General features: G+C 45.3%; 14 protein-coding genes. 5 read left to right on the forward strand and 9 right to left on the reverse strand.

Annotated features, from left to right (window positions below):
• Positions 1 to 2: 2 nt before the first annotated feature.
• Together M2470_RS10170 and M2470_RS10175 are read right to left on the reverse strand one after the other, a co-directional pair.
• Positions 3 to 1,247, reverse strand: a complete 1,245-nt coding sequence (locus M2470_RS10170) for a hypothetical protein (protein ID WP_280744920.1) — start codon at positions 1,245 to 1,247, stop codon at positions 3 to 5.
• Positions 1,234 to 1,962 (reverse strand): type III pantothenate kinase, encoded by a 729-nt coding sequence (locus M2470_RS10175; RefSeq protein WP_280744919.1) that lies wholly within the window; start codon positions 1,960 to 1,962, stop codon positions 1,234 to 1,236. Before M2470_RS10175 ends, M2470_RS10170 begins: the two co-directional genes overlap by 14 nt.
• A 415-nt stretch (positions 1,963 to 2,377) precedes the next feature.
• Between M2470_RS10175 and M2470_RS10180 the strand changes: the two genes are divergently transcribed.
• The 5 genes from M2470_RS10180 (at position 2,378) to M2470_RS10200 (ending at position 6,779) form a co-directional block, all read left to right on the forward strand.
• Positions 2,378 to 3,631, forward strand: a complete 1,254-nt coding sequence (locus M2470_RS10180) for a site-specific integrase (protein WP_280744918.1) — start codon at positions 2,378 to 2,380, stop codon at positions 3,629 to 3,631.
• A gap of 95 nt (positions 3,632 to 3,726) precedes the next feature.
• Entirely contained in the window at positions 3,727 to 4,320 is a 594-nt protein-coding gene (locus tag M2470_RS10185; protein WP_280744917.1) for a TetR/AcrR family transcriptional regulator, read from the forward strand.
• Between the two features lie 10 nt (positions 4,321 to 4,330).
• Positions 4,331 to 5,275, forward strand: a complete 945-nt coding sequence (locus M2470_RS10190; RefSeq protein ID WP_280744916.1) for a ketoacyl-ACP synthase III — start codon at positions 4,331 to 4,333, stop codon at positions 5,273 to 5,275.
• Between the two features lie 89 nt (positions 5,276 to 5,364).
• Positions 5,365 to 6,111: a 3-oxoacyl-[acyl-carrier-protein] reductase gene (fabG, locus tag M2470_RS10195; RefSeq protein WP_280744915.1), complete on the forward strand. Its 747-nt coding sequence runs from the start codon at positions 5,365 to 5,367 to the stop codon at positions 6,109 to 6,111.
• Positions 6,111 to 6,779, forward strand: coding sequence for an RluA family pseudouridine synthase (locus M2470_RS10200; protein ID WP_280744914.1), 669 nt, complete (start codon positions 6,111 to 6,113; stop codon positions 6,777 to 6,779). Before fabG ends, M2470_RS10200 begins: the two co-directional genes overlap by 1 nt.
• Before the next feature lie 21 nt (positions 6,780 to 6,800).
• Here the strand turns inward: M2470_RS10200 and M2470_RS10205 are convergent, their stop codons facing one another.
• From M2470_RS10205 to M2470_RS10235, 7 genes are all read right to left on the reverse strand, one after another.
• Positions 6,801 to 7,472 carry a peptidylprolyl isomerase gene (locus tag M2470_RS10205; protein ID WP_280744998.1) on the reverse strand — a complete coding sequence of 224 codons (672 nt, stop codon included), beginning with the start codon at positions 7,470 to 7,472 and terminating at the stop codon, positions 6,801 to 6,803.
• A 61-nt stretch (positions 7,473 to 7,533) separates the two neighbouring features.
• Positions 7,534 to 8,436 carry a nucleotidyltransferase gene (locus M2470_RS10210; protein ID WP_280744913.1) on the reverse strand — a complete coding sequence of 301 codons (903 nt, stop codon included), beginning with the start codon at positions 8,434 to 8,436 and terminating at the stop codon, positions 7,534 to 7,536.
• Between the two features lie 48 nt (positions 8,437 to 8,484).
• Complete coding sequence (locus M2470_RS10215) at positions 8,485 to 9,339, reverse strand: neutral zinc metallopeptidase (RefSeq protein WP_280744912.1); 855 nt, start codon at positions 9,337 to 9,339, stop codon at positions 8,485 to 8,487.
• 157 nt (positions 9,340 to 9,496) lie between these two features.
• On the reverse strand, positions 9,497 to 11,035 hold the full coding sequence (locus M2470_RS10220) for an alpha-N-arabinofuranosidase (protein WP_280744911.1): 1,539 nt from the start codon (positions 11,033 to 11,035) through the stop codon (positions 9,497 to 9,499).
• A 24-nt stretch (positions 11,036 to 11,059) separates the two neighbouring features.
• Positions 11,060 to 12,445 carry a glycoside hydrolase family 27 protein gene (locus M2470_RS10225; RefSeq protein WP_280744910.1) on the reverse strand — a complete coding sequence of 462 codons (1,386 nt, stop codon included), beginning with the start codon at positions 12,443 to 12,445 and terminating at the stop codon, positions 11,060 to 11,062.
• Positions 12,446 to 12,693: 248 nt separating this feature from the next.
• The gene (locus M2470_RS10230) at positions 12,694 to 15,021 is read right to left on the reverse strand and encodes a glycoside hydrolase family 127 protein (RefSeq protein ID WP_348524216.1); all 2,328 of its coding nucleotides are present in this window, start codon (positions 15,019 to 15,021) and stop codon (positions 12,694 to 12,696) included.
• A gap of 120 nt (positions 15,022 to 15,141) precedes the next feature.
• Positions 15,142 to 16,770, reverse strand: a complete 1,629-nt coding sequence (locus tag M2470_RS10235) for a RagB/SusD family nutrient uptake outer membrane protein (RefSeq protein WP_280744908.1) — start codon at positions 16,768 to 16,770, stop codon at positions 15,142 to 15,144.
• Between the last annotated feature and the right edge of the window lie 6 nt (positions 16,771 to 16,776).

Genomic DNA, 16,776 nt, shown 5'->3' on the forward strand with positions numbered 1-16,776 from the left:
GTTTAATCGACTTTAAACTTGTAGAACCACCGTTCGTTAAATGTAAAATTCACTGTAAAACGGAAATGTTGCTGATCGATGAGAGACCTGGTCTCCGGCTTGATCTTTACGTATTCGAATGATAAATTTACATACGAACGATTGTCAATCAGCGGTAATCCTAAACCGATACTGGCGCCATATTCATTGTAGCTTGAGTTGTTTATCCGAAGATATGAATTGCTATAATGAAGGCCGGCACGGTATCTTACCCTGCTAAAGTAAGCCCTGTTCATATAACCCGGGATGAATTCGCCACCACCGGCAACGCGTATCCGGTTTTTAAATTCATTTGCCTGGTTAAAGAAACGGGCATCTCCCCAGTTTTCATACAAAAAGTCGGCTGCCAAAGTTAGTTTATTTTGTTTTACATAGGAAATACCACTTCCTATAGAGTGGGGTATTTCAAACGCATGATTCGTTGTTGTATCGCCTGTAACAACATTGCTGTTGCTCGTGCCGAGGATATCATACGATGTAGTATTTAACTTCTTTTTCGGAGAATAGGTAATCCCTAAGGTAACACTTTCCTTTGCGCTGAGCGGATGTGTGTATTGCACTCCAAAATCCAGTTTGTAATCTCTTACCTCCAATTCCTTCATGCGATATGAAGTGCTTGAACCGGAAGATGATATACCCAACGTCTGATTGTGGTTTATGCTTCCAAAAAGATAACTGGCATTGGCTCCGACAGAAAGACGCTTCTTCCATATATCTATAGACAATCCTCCGTACAATTCGTTTAATCCGCCCTTGCCGGTAAATCGTTCAACGTAAGGTACACCCTCGGAATCTTTGATGGCTCCATAGTCGTAACCTACATGTGAATAGGGCAATAGCCCTGCGCTTATAGCTATTCGACGATGTACTGGAAATAACAAAGCAATATATTCAATGTTTCCATTCATTTTATGCTCTTTGTTTATACCATCGTCAAACCAGGACAACTGTCCGGCTATTCCGAAATCGAAGATAAACGTAAGTGAATCCACTGCCGTATAAGAGGCAGGGTTCATCGGATTTATCTGTTTGTTGGAGCGTAAGCCATAGCCTACACCTCCCATTGCCCGACCGGCTCCAAAAGAGCGATCGGCTAATTCACCATAACCATATCTCGTATAAGGCGAGTTAGTGTTGTTTTGTGCCCACATAGCCAACGAAGTGGCTAAAAGTATGCAGGCTGCTACTACTCTCTTAATTTTCAACATTATACTCTAAGATTATATTTAATCCTACCAACACTAAATTGATGTCTGCAAAGATGATGTTTTTTAGCCGTTTGGCAAAATAATTCGTATGACCACCTGTTAAAAAAACCAAAAGGTTCGGATATTTTAGGCGTAATTCATCTATATAGCCATCCATTTCGTAGCACAACCCATTGATTACGCCTGCTTGTATGGCTGTTATTGTACTATTCCCGATGGAGGGAACATCATCGGTTTCTTTCACTAACGGAAGTTTCTTTGTGTAATAGTTCAAGGCCTTGAACCTTGTAGTCATACCGGGCGAAATATTCCCTCCCAAGTATGTGCCGGAGGCTTCTATTAGTTCATAGGTAACAGCCGTTCCGGCATCTATTACCAATATATCTTGCCGGGGCTTCAGAAAAGTAGCGCCTACTGCTGCTGCCAGGCGGTCTTTTCCCAAGGTTTCCGGTGTTTCGTATTGTACGCGAATAGGCACAGGGGTTTTCTCGTTCAGGAATACAAAGTGTTTCAGGTGGCTTTCCAGAAAGGATAGTACTTCCTGCTCCGTTTCTGTAACAGTAGATATGATGCCCCGGGTGAGATTGTATGTTTGAAATAATGATGCGACGACTGATACATTAAGATCATCATGCGTAAAGGATATTTTCAAACGGTTGTTATCAAATATAGCAATTTTTGTTTGGGTGTTACCCTGTTCTATAATGAGATTCACTTGTTAGCTATTTTCTGCAAAGTAAAACAAAAATACTGAATCATTATAATAATTAAGCAAGGAAACGAAGAGCTATTTCGGGTTTGAGGTACCTTAAAAACAATTTAGACGTACCTCTAAATCGATTTAGAGGTACGTCTAAATTATTTGTAGTCTTGCTGTTTGTGTAAAGAAAAGACGGTTTTTAAGTAAAATGTGTCGCGATCGTACATTATTATTGAAAGATAAATAGTGAATAATTGATAATTATTGATTATCTTTATAAATTACATTCGTTTTGTGGTTTATTTAGCCTTTATGTGTCGATATTGGGGACAATTTATAAGGTCTTGGTGTTTTATGTGAAAACGATGAATGAATTTATTTTTTAATGATGATTCTGTGTATAGTTTTTAAATTTAATAAGGAGTGAAAAATGACATCAGTAAAATTTCTTTTAAGGCCAACTTCCTCATTAGAGGAAAAGGCATCTCGTTTAATAGCTCGAGTGATACACCGGCGGGTGGTTCGTAGTGTGTCAACTCCCATCCTGCTTTTTCCACACGAGTGGGATGCAAAAAAAGAAGAAATCATAGGAAAAGGGGAAAATCCGCAACGTTCGGGATATCTGGAGTGGGCTCGCGAAGAGTTGGCTGCCGATCGTCGCTTTTTTCTTTCATCGATCAACAAGCAATACGATGAAGGTGTACTAAGTGCGGTAGAGCTAGCGGAGGCATATCGCAGATATAAAGAAGGTAGTGTGGTAGGCAGATATGTAGAAAAACTGTCAAAGGCGCTTTATCATGGTGGGCAGGAACGTACTGCGCGGGCGTATCGTACAGCTTATACGCGATTGCTGGGCTTTACTCATAAACCGACGCTGAAATTTGAAGAAATGACTCCTCGCCTCTTGAAGGAGTTTGAATCACAGTTGCGTGATGACGGGCGTACATTAAATACAATATCCTTTTATATGCGTAACCTACGGGCTATTTATAATAAAGCCTCTTACGAAGGGATATTTGAGCCTCGTCCGTTACATCCGTTCCGAACGGTTTATACCGGATTGGATACAACCAAAAAGAGGGCCCTGAGCCGTGAGGAGATGGCTTTGTTGAATGACCTGGAGTTTTCGGATGCCGATCGTACTATTTCAGCGATCAAATATGTGCCTCTCCGTCAGGCTTTGTTGTTGTTCCTGTTTAGTTTTCATGCTCGTGGAATGTCCTTTGTGGATATGGCCTACTTGCGAAAAGATGATATACGTAACGGAACAATCACTTACAAGCGTAAGAAGACCGGACAAATGATAGAAGTGAGGGTGACAGCTCCTATGCGAAAGATTATTAACGCCTTCTCGGCGCAGGTAGGTAAATTACCCTATGTCTTTCCGATTATTACGAATCTGAATGCTCCTTTGCGACAGCAGTATGAGAGTGGATTGCGCTTACAAAATAAGCGTCTTGGCGACTTAGCCCGTATGTTGGGTTTGAAAAGCAAGCTCTCTACACACGTGGCCAGGCATAGCTGGGCCTCTATCGCTAAGAATGAAAATCTACCTTTGGCAGTTATCAGTGAGGGACTTGGACATACTTCCGAAGATACGACCCGAATTTATCTAGCCTCTTTCGACCGGTCTATATTAGATCGTGCCAGTGAAAAAGTAATTCGTGCAATAGGACGGCAATAATTGGAGAGAATAGACATTTTTTTACTTAATATCCTTGCTAAATACAATCTTTTTTAGGTACTTTGCGCACAGATTTAATTAAAGTGTGCAATTAGATGGCAATGACTGTTTCAAAAACGCGCGATATGTTGGTGGATGTAGCCAGGCAACTATTTGCTCGTATGGGCGTAGATAATACGACCATGAATGACATTGCCCAAGCCTCCCAGAAAGGACGTCGTACATTATATACTTACTTTAAAAGTAAGAAAGATATCTACCAGGCGGTGGTGGAAAGTGAACTCAATAAGCTGTATGAAATGCTGCTTGAAGTTGCCGAGAAAGACCTGCCGGCGGATGAAAAACTGATGACCTTTTTGTATACGAGGCTAAGTGCTGTAAAATCGATTGTATTTCGCAATGGAACGTTGCGTGCTAACTTCTTTCGTGATATATGGCGTGTGGAGAAGGTACGTAAAGAGTTCGATTTGCGGGAAATGGAGATTATTAAAGGTATATTGAACTCGGGAGTGGAAACAGGTATCTTTCAAATGCCGGATATTGATATAACAGCTAAAATACTACATCATGCGCTGAAGGGTCTTGAAGTTCCTTACATCAGAGGACAGATGGGCGCTTCGGTTTCAGAAAAAATAAGGCATAGAGAGAATATAATGAATTTAATACTCAACGGAATAAAGATTAAGTAAAAAAACAGGGATGTTTATTAATGCGACAGGTGTTTATGTGCCCCAAGAGCGTGTACATAACGATCACTTTTTAGAAGTGAATGGGTTGACAAGTGAGTGGATAGAACAACGTACTGGTATTATAACACGATCAAAAGCAAAGCCGGAAGAAAATATTACGACAATGGGGCTTCTTTCTGTACAGAATGCGCTTCATAAATTATCTTATGATATTAAAGAAGTAGATTTGATAATCTCAGCTTCTTATTCTCCTTATGATACGGTAGCTACAGCTGCTCATGTGGCTCAGCGTGAACATAAAATAGAAAAGGCGAAAACTTTTTCTATTTCTTCGGCCTGCTCTTCTTTTTTAAATGCACTGGAAATAGTAGAGGGGTATTTTGCGATGAACAAGGCCTCGAAGGCTTTGATCTTATCGGCTGATAAAAACTCGGCCTACTCGAATGAAGATGATCCCAAATCCGGTCATTTATGGGGAGATGCAGCAGCAGCGTTTTTTATCTCTAAGGAGCGTGTAACAGAGAAGGATCAGATGGTGTTAGACATCTTTACGGAAGGTCTGGGCCATATCAGCAAGGGACCGGATGCAGTACAGCTTCGTCCGCGTGATGGCGGTATTATGATGCCGGAAGGTCGCGACGTATTTATACAAGCGTGTACTTATATGCCTAAAAATGTATTGTATCTGCTGGAAAAGAATGGTTACACATTCGATGATTTATCTTATTTCATCGGCCATCAAGCTAATATGCGTATTATGTCTAACATTGCCAAACAACTGGATTTGCCAGAAGAAAAATTTCTTCATAACATTGAAGAACTGGGTAATACAGGCTCTGTAAGCTCAGCTTTGGTATATGCGCAGAACGAACATATGTTTAAAAAGGATGATTTGGTAGCTATAACAGTCTTTGGTGGAGGTTATTCTGCCGGAGCATGTTTGATAAAGTGTTAAGACCCCCCGCCCCCTAAAGGGGGGGGATTTATATATTATTTAATGTCTTATCCCCCCCTTTAGGGGGTAGGGGGGTAAATTTAATTGATATGAAGTTATTAGAAGGTAGGGTGGCTTTGGTTACAGGAGCTGCACGTGGAATTGGCAAGGCTATTGCCCTTAAGTTTGCTGCTGAAGGCGCAAATGTAGCGTTTACTGATTTGGCTATTGACGAAAATGGGTTGGCTACTCAAAAAGAGATTGAAGCTCTGGGAGTAAAAGGTAAAGGTTATGCCTCTAATGCTGCAAGTTTTGAAGATGCACATCAGGTTGTAGATGAGATTGTAAAAGAGTTCGGACGCATCGACATCCTGGTAAATAATGCCGGTATTACGCGTGACGGATTGATGATGCGCATGACTGAACAACAGTGGGATATGGTGATTAACGTAAACCTGAAGTCTGCTTTTAACTTTGTTCATGCCATTACTCCTGTTATGATGAAACAAAAAAGCGGAAGCATCATCAATATGGCTTCTGTAGTAGGCGTTTCAGGGAATGCCGGACAAGCCAACTATTCAGCGTCAAAAGCTGGGATGATCGGTTTGGCCAAGAGTATTGCAAAAGAGTTGGGCTCACGTGGTATTCGTGCCAACGCTATTGCTCCGGGCTTCATTATTACAGATATGACAGGAGCCTTGTCTGATGAAGTGAGAGCCGAATGGGCAAAGCAAATTCCTTTACGCCGTGGAGGTACGCCGGAAGATGTGGCTAACGTAGCAACATTCCTAGCTTCCGACCTGTCTTCTTATGTAAGCGGACAAACCATCCACTGTGATGGCGGAATGAACACTTAATGGACGTTCTTTACGAAGATAATCATATTATCGTCATTAATAAATGTAGTGGCGAGATTGTACAGGGGGATAAAACCGGTGATAAGCCTCTTTCCGACATACTGAAAGAGTGGCTAAAGGCGAAATATCAGAAGCCCGGCAATGTGTTTGTTGGCGTAACGCACCGGTTGGATCGCCCTGTAAGTGGTGTGGTTGTTTTTGCAAAGACAAGCAAGGCCTTATCGCGTTTAAATGAGATGTTTAGACTGGGTAAGGTGAAAAAGACATATTGGGCTATTGTAAAGAATCAACCTCCTAGGGATGAAGACGATCTGACTCATTGGCTGGAGCGTAATGAGAAACAGAACAAAAGCTATGCTTATGATCAGGAACGCCCGAATACGAAACAGGCTGTCCTGCATTATAAGTTAATAGCAAGCTCGGATCATTATTACTTATTGGAAGTTGACTTAAAAACGGGGCGCCATCATCAGATCCGTTGTCAGTTGGCAAAGATCGGATGTCCTATCAAGGGCGATTTAAAATATGGTGCAGATCGTTCCAATCCCGACGGAAGTATCAGTTTGCATGCCCGCAGTGCCGGGTTTATCCATCCCGTTTCCAAAGAAGAAATAGAAATTATAGCTCCGGTTCCGAAAGACAATTTGTGGAAAGCTTTTAGCAAGTAGGGACAAGGTAATGCCTTGTCTCTACTTGTTTGAAACTGTCATGGATTTAATCTTGATATTTTTCAGGGGGCGGTCAAATTCGTTTGTGAGTGTAAACTGAATTTTGTCTACTACCTTCATACCGCTAACTACTTCACCGAATATTGTGTATTTATTATCCAGACTGGGAGCACCTCCTTGCATCATATAAGCCTCTTTTTGTTCGGGACTAAACTCTATATTCTGCGTGCTGCTCATTTTATCAAGTTCCATTTCCGTATAGTGTTTACCTGTTACGATGTAGAACTGAGTGGCGGAAGAAGCTCGCTCGGGATTGTTTTCATCGGAAGTACGGGCCGCACAAAGCATCCCTCTTTTGTGGAAGTACTTGGGGTAAATGATCTCTGCCGGGATGGTGTAACTCAGGTCGCCGCTACCCAGTTGTTTATCCAGGGGAGCATCTTTAGAGGTTACATCTCCTGCCTGTATCATGAACTGTTTGATTACCCGGTGGAATAAAAGGCCATCGTAGATTTTGCCATCTACATTTTTGAGAAAATTGTCACGGTGCAGAGGGGTGTCATTAAAAAGCTTCACTTTTATCTTCCCCATATCCGTATCAATTGTTGCAAACTTCTCTGCTTCTTGTGCCTGTAGAGTAAAGGCAGAGAGGACAAACAGCGTAATCAACGTCCAAAAGTTAATAGTTTTCATCTCCATAAACAGTTTGTTTTTAAAGAAGCAAAGATAAAAATAATTGGTGATAGCCAAACTCTTAAAAGAGTTTGGCTGGGTATTCGCCGGAGGCGACTAATGCTTTTATTTTATCTACAACGCCTTGGCGGTCATCGGCATAGGTTACGCCGAACCACTTTGAGGTGGTGTCGAGTACTTTTACCTTGGCGATGTTTTTAGTGATCAGTTCATTTACCATTAGAGGAATGAAGTATTCGCTTTTCAGATTGCCCATGTTCTTGTTTAGGAAATCTACGAAATAGTCTTCGGAGTATTGGAAGTAGTCAGGAGTAAATCCCCACATATTCATTGAAACAGGGGTGTTTTCGTCTAATACGATGGTCTTGCCATGCTCGTCAGCAAACTGAATTTCGCCATTGATGCGCTCAATAGCTGTACGTTCTACAACGCCTGTCAGGTACCCTTCGGCATTTGTTTCACATACGCCACGCGCTACAGAACCGCTTTCGCTTAATGTGTTGCCTACGCGGTAGCCGATCATGCAGTAGTCGTTCTGTTTGCCGGCCATCTCTGTGAGTTGTTTTCCTAAGACGGCGAAGCTGTCGCGTCCGTAGAAGTCGTCGGCATTGATTACAGCGAAGGGCTCATGAATCACGTCTTTTCCCATCAGTACGGCGTGGTTGGTTCCCCAAGGCTTCTCGCGTCCTTCCGGAACTGAGAAGCCAGCTGGCAGGTTATCCAGCTCCTGGAATACTACCTCTACAGGTATATGGTTTTCGTATTTAGAAATAATTTTGCTGCGGAAATCTTCTTCAAATGATTTGCGGATTACAAATACCAGTTTTCCGAACCCGCCACGGATGGCATCAAAAATAGAATAGTCCATGATTGTTTCTCCATTGGGTCCCAGGCCGTCTAATTGTTTCAGACCTCCGTAGCGACTACCCATTCCGGCAGCTAATACAAATAAAGTTGGTTTCATACTATCTTTTTTGTGTTATACTAAGCCGCAAAGGTAGCAGAAATCTGCTCACAACTGTGAATATGCTGCGGAAAAAGTATCGCCATTCGCCACATTTCCAGTTGAAAGCCCTTTCTTCAGCCAGCGTGAGCGCTGAGCAGAGGTGCCGTGGTTAAAGGCATCGGGAACGACATATCCCTGTGACTTCATTTGCAGGCGGTCGTCGCCAATCTGCGAGGCGGCATTCAGGCCCTCGTCGATGTCTCCGTCCTCTATGGAATTGAAGTTCTTATTGTCGTGATAAGCCCATATTCCGGCATAAAAGTCGGCCTGAAGTTCCAGACGTACTTCCATCTGGTTACTTTCTTTTTTGCTCAGCCCTTGTTGCCTGCGGTGAACCTCGTTGAGGGTGCCGAGCAGGTATTGCACATGATGGCCTACCTCGTGGGCGATGACGTATGCGTAGGCGAAGTCACCTCCGGCGTCCAGCTGAGACTCCATTTGCTTGAAGAAAGACAAGTCTATATACACCGTTTGATCGGCTGAGCAATAAAACGGGCCTGTAGAAGAAGAGGCACTTCCGCAGCCGGACTGCACAGCTCCTGAGAAGAGCACCATCCGGGGCTTCTGATATTCTCCCCATCCGTTCTGACGGAAGATTTCGGTCCACACGTCTTCAGTGCCGGCCAGGATTTTCTTGGAGAAGCTCGCCAGCGCTTCCTCTTCGGCTGTCGGGGTATAATTGGAGGTCGACGAGAAGCTGCCAACCGCCTGCTCGGTGAGGAAGGTTAGCGGATTACCTCCCATAAACCAGATAATTAAACCGACTATTATCGTTCCGCCAATACCCAAAGACGCTTTTTTGCCGCCCTTCCCACGGCGGTCGTCTACATTTGAACTTTCTCTTCTTCCTTCTAATTTCATATGACAACTAATTATTGGTTCTTTATTTGCTTGTTTCTAAACAGTTAAATGCTCCTTAATGTTTAAAGGGCTATAGCAATACAAACATATTAAAAAAAATAAGAACCGGCAATCGCCGATTCTTATTTTTGGAAGAAAAGTAATATGTTTTACTCTCTTATTTCAACTCCAGTACAACGATTGATTTAGCGGGCATGTTCACGCTGAGCTTGCCTTTTTCAAGTTTTGCTCCGTTGAAGGTCGCCGGCTTTACTTTGTTGGGATTTTCAAAGGTATTATGGTCGTTGATGGATGAGGCGGTCAGGATACGTCCGTTTACACTTTTCAGGTTCGTATTGTCAAGGTCTATTGTTACCTGATTGTTCTTGTCGGCATCTACGTTGGCCAGTGTGATGTGGATCACTCCCTTATCGTTGCGAGAAGCTGAGGCGCTTAGCATTGGCACCTGGCGATTGTCGCGCACGTTTACTTTTTCACACATAAGGTCCATCGGCAGGAAGGTGGCGTCCTGATGCACATTGAACATCTCGAAAATGTGGTAAGTAGGAGTCAGAACCATTTGATTACCTTTGGTCAGGATCATAGATTGCAACACATTTGCCAGCTGAGCAATGTTGGCCATTTGCAGACGCTCTGAGTATTTGTGAAAAAGGTTCAGAGACAAAGCTGCAACGAAGGCATCACGCAGGGTGTTTTGCTGAAACAGGTGTCCACGAGTCGTTCCCGGTTCTTCGTCCCACCAAGTACCCCACTCGTCAAGCATCAGGGCGACTTGCTTCTTTGGGTCATATTTATCCATGATTTCGATGTGTTTTTTGATCACATTCTCTATTTCAAGACATTTTCCCATAGTCCAGTAGTAGTCTTCCTTATTGAAGTCGGTCGCTGAACCTTTGCTGCCATCCCAGCCGCTTACGGTATAGTAATGCAGCGAAATTCCATCCATTTGTCTTCCGATGTTCTTCATCAAAACTTCGGTCCAGTTGTAATCATAGTCGCTGGCACCGCTGGCAATTTTGAAGAGTCGGTTGTTGTCAAATGTGCGGCAATAAGTGGCATAACGACGGTACAGGTCTGAATAGTACTCAGGGCGCATACTTCCGCCACATCCCCAACTCTCGTTACCAACCCCCCAGAATTTTACCTTCCAGGCTTTGTCGCGGCCATTCTGTCTGCGCAGGCGAGCCATTGGGCTGTCGCCATCGGAATTGACATACTCTACCCACTTGGCCATTTCTTCAACGCTGCCGCTTCCCACATTTGCACTGACGTATGGTTCGCAGTTCAGTAATTCGCATAAATTCAGGAACTCATGTGTTCCGAAGCTGTTGTCTTCAATCGTTCCTCCCCAGTTGTTGTTCACCATTTTGGGACGGTTTGCATACGGGCCAATGCCGTCCATCCAGTGGTATTCGTCGGCAAAACAGCCTCCAGGCCAGCGCAGATTGGGGATTTGTAGTTTTTTCAAGGCTTCCAGAACGTCTGTACGGTATCCCTGGGTGTTGGGAATATCGGAGTTTGTTCCTACCCACAGTCCTCCGTAGATACAGGTTCCGAGATGCTCGGCAAATTGTCCGTAGATGTGTTTGTTAATCTTTTGCTTCCCTTGATCAGGGTACACACGGATGTTCGACACTTGTTGTGCGAAAACGGGCAGAGTGATAACTGCCAGTAAACTTAAAAAGAATGCTCTCATAAATCTAATTTATAGTGGTTAATATTAGTCTTGTATTCGGGTTATTTTCAGCAAGGCTGATTCATGTGGTCTTAAGGTTGCAGCAAACGGCATGTTGAATACCTGTACTGCTTGCGCTTCCTCGTCCCACAAGTCAACTACGCTGAAGGATTTATTGGGTAACTCCAGGTCTTCGGGGAAGAGTCCTATTTCCTGCTCTTCTGTATCGCTGGTGTTGAATAGCGCCAGATAAATGTCGCCTGTTTTCCCGTTCTTTGAGGTGATGGCCACTTTATTGTCTTGTTGGAATACCTGACGGACGTCGGTTCCTTCGCGGTGCATTTCCAGTACTTCTTTGTTTGTAAGCAGGGAAAGGGTGAAGTCGTCGTTGCTGGGGAGGTCTCCTCCGAACATCAGCGGCGAGCGGAATATCATGAACAATGTCATCAGAGAATACTGCTCTTCTTTGGTCAAACGGGTCATCCTATCCTCGCCTCTTTCGCCACGGATGGAGATGCGACCCAGCGGAATCATGTCACAATCCGGCCAGGTTCCCGAAGCTATGTGTGGATACCAGTCTTGGGCTACATCGAGTAGGTGGGTAATGTCGCGCCACAAATCCCACACATCGTCTACCATCCGCCACATATTGGCATGTTCTTTAACGTGGGAGGCATCCGCCACTGGTGTTTTACCCGGCGAAAGACTCAAAACGATGGGCCTGCCGCACTGGTCGATAGCTTTGCGTACCATTTCGATCTCAGCTTTGTGATAAGGGCGGGTGATATCGTCTATTTTTACGAAGTCTACGCCCCAGGAGGCATACAAATCGAAGATGGAGTTGTAGTATTCTTGTGCACCGGGTTTTCCGGCTACGATGGTATAGTTGTCGCGCAGCCATTCGCACTGTAATTCGGTGGAGTAGATCTGGTCTGCTGTTGCGCTTGTTCCTTTAATGGATAATTTCTTTTCTACAGCTTCTTTTGGGATACCCCGCATGATGTGGATACCGAACTTCAGACCTTTGGAATGTACGTAATCGGCTAGTTCCTTAAAGCCTTTGCCGTCCTTGGCAGAGGGAAAACGATTGACAGCCGGTTGATAGCGTCCGTATTCGTCCAGTACGTAGCGAGGGTCTGTTTGATTGTAGCCCCCGGCTTTATCATTTTCAACGAACCAGCGGATGTCTACTACAATGTATTCCCAGCCGTGAGCCTTTAGTTTTTCGGCCATGTAATCGGCATTCGCCTTTACTTCGTGTTCCTCGACCGTGGGACCATAGCAATCCCAACTATTCCATCCCATCGGAGGCGTTGCGGCCCATTCCTTAAATTCGCCGGCGGCGAAAGGCTGTACTGTTTTCTTCTCGGAAGTGCAGGCTGATACAATCAATGAGATTGCGAAAGCGCACAATAAATGATGTCTTCTCATGGTGTTAGCGAAATTTGGTGTCAAATATACAATTTTATATTTAATATCCTAAAACTTCCCACAAAAATGTTTTCTTTTCGCAGTTGCAAGGATTCGCCCTTTATGTGTATTTACTCTCAAAATGTCTTCGGAAGGCTTTAAAATGAGACCGGGAAGCTTCCGCAAAAAGAGGGGAGCTTCCCGGTTTCGATTTGAGAGTCCCCACTAAAGTGGGAACCTTCTCAGTACATATTTCGAAACGCCTGCAACTACAGACGAGTACCCGACAGCAGCCTAACCTCTATCACCTTGGCGGTAGCCGAGCCTTCTTTGGCTTCAAACTTCACCTCAATATCCTCCTTTTCTTGCAGGGATTTAGAAAGGGGGAGTTGCAGATATTGGATTTCTTCGTCTTTCTGGCCTGATAGGTTGAGGAAAGTGAGCTTCTGATTGTTGATATAGATGTCAAAATCGCGGGAGCGATCTTTGTCAAAATAAGCGATGTAGAGATATCTGGCTGGCTTACCTTTATTTTTGAGTTGATAACTGAACCAGCTGCGGGCTTCGCGATAATGGATGTCATCGATGAAGCCGGTGGTAGAGCGCTCGAACTTCACGAAGTGGTCAGATTCCGGTTGTTGCTCACCGCATATCACCTTGTCCACGGAGATGCTCTCCAGTTTCAGGCGTTCTTCTTCCTGTTGCTCTATTTCTTTCTGCAAGGCCAGGACGCTTTCCTGGGTGGCTTGCGGCCAATAGATCACGTAGCGCGATTCGTGCAGGCGGAAGAAGGGGATTAGTTCCAGGCCATCTTTATAGCTTTCGGGGTAGAGGCTATACAGTTTGAAAGTAAGAGGCTTACCTGCTACGGGCTGAAGCAGGGATGTTAGTTTGTCGGCCTCGCTTACGATGATGGGCATGTCTTTGAGGGGTATTTGCCTTCCGTGAGCGATATGTCCGCCTCGGCTATCGTCGGCAAAGAGTCCTTTGAGGTCTTCGGTACCTGTCTTAGCCGCTAGGGCGATGGGTCCATAGAAGAAGGAATAGTAGTTCGAGTGATCCGGCAGTTGCTCTACGCACAGTTTCATCGGCATCTCAATTTGTACGATGTCTCCTTTTTTCCAGGAACGATGGATGGATACGTAGCCGTTTTCCGCTTGCGGTGTGGAGATTTTTTTACCGTTAAGGCGTATTTTCAAGGTTCCTTTGGCCACCCATTCCGGATGGCGGATGCTCAAGGTAAAAGTAGTGGCCTTTTTAGGGTTGATGCGTAGGCTAGTTTGGGCTTCATCGGGGAAGTTGTTTTCCTGGACAATCTCTATACCCTTGGTTTGCCAGTCGAGGCGGGAGGGGATGAATAGATTGACGTATAGCTGATTGTCTGCGTGAGCGTAGATCATTTCGCCATACTTGGCATGGTTCTCCAAGCCGGAACCTACGCAACACCAGAAGCTGGTCTGCGGCTGCGAATATACCCGGTAGTGCCCCGGACGCATTTGGGTGAAATACACAAATCCCGGCTTCTCGGGATGCTGAGTAGAGAGAATATGATTGTAAAGGGCGCGCTCGTAGTAGTCCATATAGCTCTTGTCTGCTGAGGTTTCGTATAGCATCTTCGAGAGGCGGAGCATATTATAGGTATTACAGGTTTCAGGGCCTTCGATGCTTTTTATCATTTTAGAGAAATCGTTCACGGGATTGAAGTGCTCGCCTGTGCTATTTCCACCGATGCACACAGAGCGTTGGGCAACGACTGTTTCCCAGAAGAAGCGGGCAGCTTCAGACCAGGAATTATTCCCTTCCAGATCGGCCATTCGCTTGAATCCTAACACCTTTGGGATTTGTGTGTTGGCGTGCAGTCCGGTTAGCTTATCTTCCTTATTGAGTAGGGGCTCCAGGATGAACTGGTGGCAGAATTGGTGGGCGAGGGCAAGGTATTTCTCATCGCCGGTGATGGCGGCTACGTCGGCGAAGGTTTCATTGAGACCTCCGTGTTCACTCCTGAGCATGTCTTGCAATTGCTCGTCTGATAGTTTAGCTACCAACTGTATAGCCCAGTCTGTCATGCGGATGAGCATCTCTTTGGCGTCTTCATTTTGGGTGTAGAGCCAGGCGTCGCGTAGTCCGGCGTAGGTTTTGTGTATGTTATAGAGAGGGACCCACTTATCGTTGAGATTAAAGCCTCCCGCACGGATGTTTCCGTTGGCTACTTCTTCCCAGATGGCTTTTCCGCCGGGAACGCCACCGATGTATCCGTTTCCATTGGCTTCCTGACAGCGTTTTAGCTCGCTGATCATATAATCAAGCCGTTCTTTGATCTGTTTGTCACCTGTTGACGCATGCATGAGCGCCAAGGCGGAGAGGTAATGACCGCCTATATGCCCGTCGAGGCCTGTATTTTCCCAATTGGTGTAACTTTCGGCTTTGGGGGGCAAGCCGGCTTCGCGGAGGAAGGGCGCCAGGAGGCGGTCGGCTTCCAGTTCCAGTTGATACTGCTTATCCAATTCCTGAGCATTGCGGAAGGGACTGTCGAGCAGTCGCACATCCGAAAGCGAGAAGGAGGAAACAAGCTGCTTGGTTTGCGCACCAATAAGCATCGTTACAGAGAGAAAATACAAGAGGCAGACAAATCGTTTCATGGTGTACTGTTTATGTTGATGAAAAAAAGTAGAGGCAAGGCACTTCCTTGCCTCTACGGTACAAAGGTATTGTTTTAATTAATATCCCGGATTTTGTTTAAGGTTACTATTCGTAAGTAATTGTTTCTGCGGGATAGGGTAAAGGTTCAAATGTTCGCTGTTGTCTTTATCATGTGAAAACCAAGACTTGGTCGTAAAGACATTGAAGCGAACCATATCCTGACGACGGCGCCCCTCTTGTGTGAACTCCCAACCTAGTTCGTCTAGCATGCGCCCGAATTGGATGTCGTCACCACCTTCGTGGGTAGGTGCTACCAGATCGTCGCGGCGTCCGTAATCATAGCTGCTACCCTTTTGCAGGTCGGCGGCTGTTACGGTAGCCTTGGAGGGGTTGTCTGTGAAGTTACGCTGGCGTACTTCGGTTACCAGAGTGGCTGCATCGGCTGCATTGCCGTTGCGCAGTAAGGCTTCGGCTTTCATCAGCAGGATGTCGGCATAGCGGAACAATGGCCAGTCGTTGCTCAGGCGATTGGTGATCCCTGTGGCATATTCAAACTTACCCCAGCGTACGCCGTGTACCTCTTGCGATTCGTCGATGCTGGGTACTTCGTTGATGTAGTTCAGCGGCTGACCGCTCATGTTCCCCATGGTGCAATTGATGCTGTTGCCATTGATGTCGTACTGTTGTCCTTTGATAAAGGAAGTCTCCAGGCGTTCGTCGTCCGGATCAAAAGAGTCGATAAACTGCGGGATGCAGCAGACACCTCCCCAGGGAGTCGCTTGGAAGTTATAAGTCGCCTGACTGGCTGGTTGCAGTGTATACATGTGGAAATCGAAGGCATTCCAATCTGTTACGTATGTTTCGTCGAATGCCAAGGCCATGATGATCTCTTTTGAGTTCTCATTGTTGGTTACGAAGACCTGGCGTTGCTCGACTTCCAGTATATAATGTCCGCTATTGATCACTTTGTCGCAAGCTTCTATACATTTTGCCCATTCGGTATGCGCTCCGTTGGAGAATACTTTGGCATTGAGATACATTTTGGCCAATAGACTGTATGCCGCCCATTTATTGAAGCGTCCGTAGTATGCTCCGCCTACTGTTTCGGTAAGGAGGTCTATATTTTCGGTAATCTCGGTGATGATAAATTCATAGACCTCCTGACGGCTGCTCTGCTCGGGTAGAAATCCGTCGGGAACGTCAAAACGAGTCACCAAAGGCACATTGCCAAATAAGTCCACCAGAATATAATAATAAGAAGCGCGGAGCACTTTCAACTCGGCTATCACGGACGCTGCCTCATCTCCCAAGTCTATTTCTCCGGACTCAATCTGGTAGAGGGTACGGTTACAGGCGTTGACGCCTACATAGGTACGTTCCCAAGACTGGATACAAATATCCTCTTCCGAAGTCCACTTGTGCTGATGCATCCGCTTGTAGATGCCCCCGTCTACCCATCCGTTGGGGCGAGCCGGAAGCACATCCTGGTCGCTTGGCAACATTTGAGCGCGTGCTACGCCGTTCCACAGTAATAATGTTTCTCTCCAGGGTACATAAGCCGATCCTAAGAGTGCAGCTATGTCTTCGCTCGTGGGGTTAAATTGATCGGCTATTATATCATGGTAGCTTCTGTCTTCCAATTCCGTACAAGAAGTGCTTGCCACTATGAGGGCAATCAAACCTACTATAATTGATTTGGTTTTCATATCTGT

The sequence above is a fragment of the Parabacteroides sp. PH5-46 genome (assembly GCF_029892785.1).
Taxonomy (GTDB): Bacteria; Bacteroidota; Bacteroidia; order Bacteroidales; family Tannerellaceae; genus DFXE01.

Coding starts and splice junctions, on each gene's coding strand:
- M2470_RS10170 (WP_280744920.1), bottom strand. CDS start 1,247: ATGTTGAAAATTAAGAGAGTAGTAGCAGCCTGCATACTTTTAGCCACT.
- M2470_RS10180 (WP_280744918.1), top strand. CDS start 2,378: ATGACATCAGTAAAATTTCTTTTAAGGCCAACTTCCTCATTAGAGGAA.
- M2470_RS10185 (WP_280744917.1), top strand. CDS start 3,727: ATGGCAATGACTGTTTCAAAAACGCGCGATATGTTGGTGGATGTAGCC.
- M2470_RS10190 (WP_280744916.1), top strand. CDS start 4,331: ATGTTTATTAATGCGACAGGTGTTTATGTGCCCCAAGAGCGTGTACAT.
- fabG (WP_280744915.1), top strand. CDS start 5,365: ATGAAGTTATTAGAAGGTAGGGTGGCTTTGGTTACAGGAGCTGCACGT.
- M2470_RS10200 (WP_280744914.1), top strand. CDS start 6,111: ATGGACGTTCTTTACGAAGATAATCATATTATCGTCATTAATAAATGT.
- M2470_RS10205 (WP_280744998.1), bottom strand. CDS start 7,472: ATGAAAACTATTAACTTTTGGACGTTGATTACGCTGTTTGTCCTCTCT.
- M2470_RS10210 (WP_280744913.1), bottom strand. CDS start 8,436: ATGAAACCAACTTTATTTGTATTAGCTGCCGGAATGGGTAGTCGCTAC.
- M2470_RS10215 (WP_280744912.1), bottom strand. CDS start 9,339: ATGAAATTAGAAGGAAGAAGAGAAAGTTCAAATGTAGACGACCGCCGT.
- M2470_RS10220 (WP_280744911.1), bottom strand. CDS start 11,035: ATGAGAGCATTCTTTTTAAGTTTACTGGCAGTTATCACTCTGCCCGTT.
- M2470_RS10225 (WP_280744910.1), bottom strand. CDS start 12,445: ATGAGAAGACATCATTTATTGTGCGCTTTCGCAATCTCATTGATTGTA.
- M2470_RS10230 (WP_348524216.1), bottom strand. CDS start 15,021: ATGCTTATTGGTGCGCAAACCAAGCAGCTTGTTTCCTCCTTCTCGCTT.
- M2470_RS10235 (WP_280744908.1), bottom strand. CDS start 16,770: ATGAAAACCAAATCAATTATAGTAGGTTTGATTGCCCTCATAGTGGCA.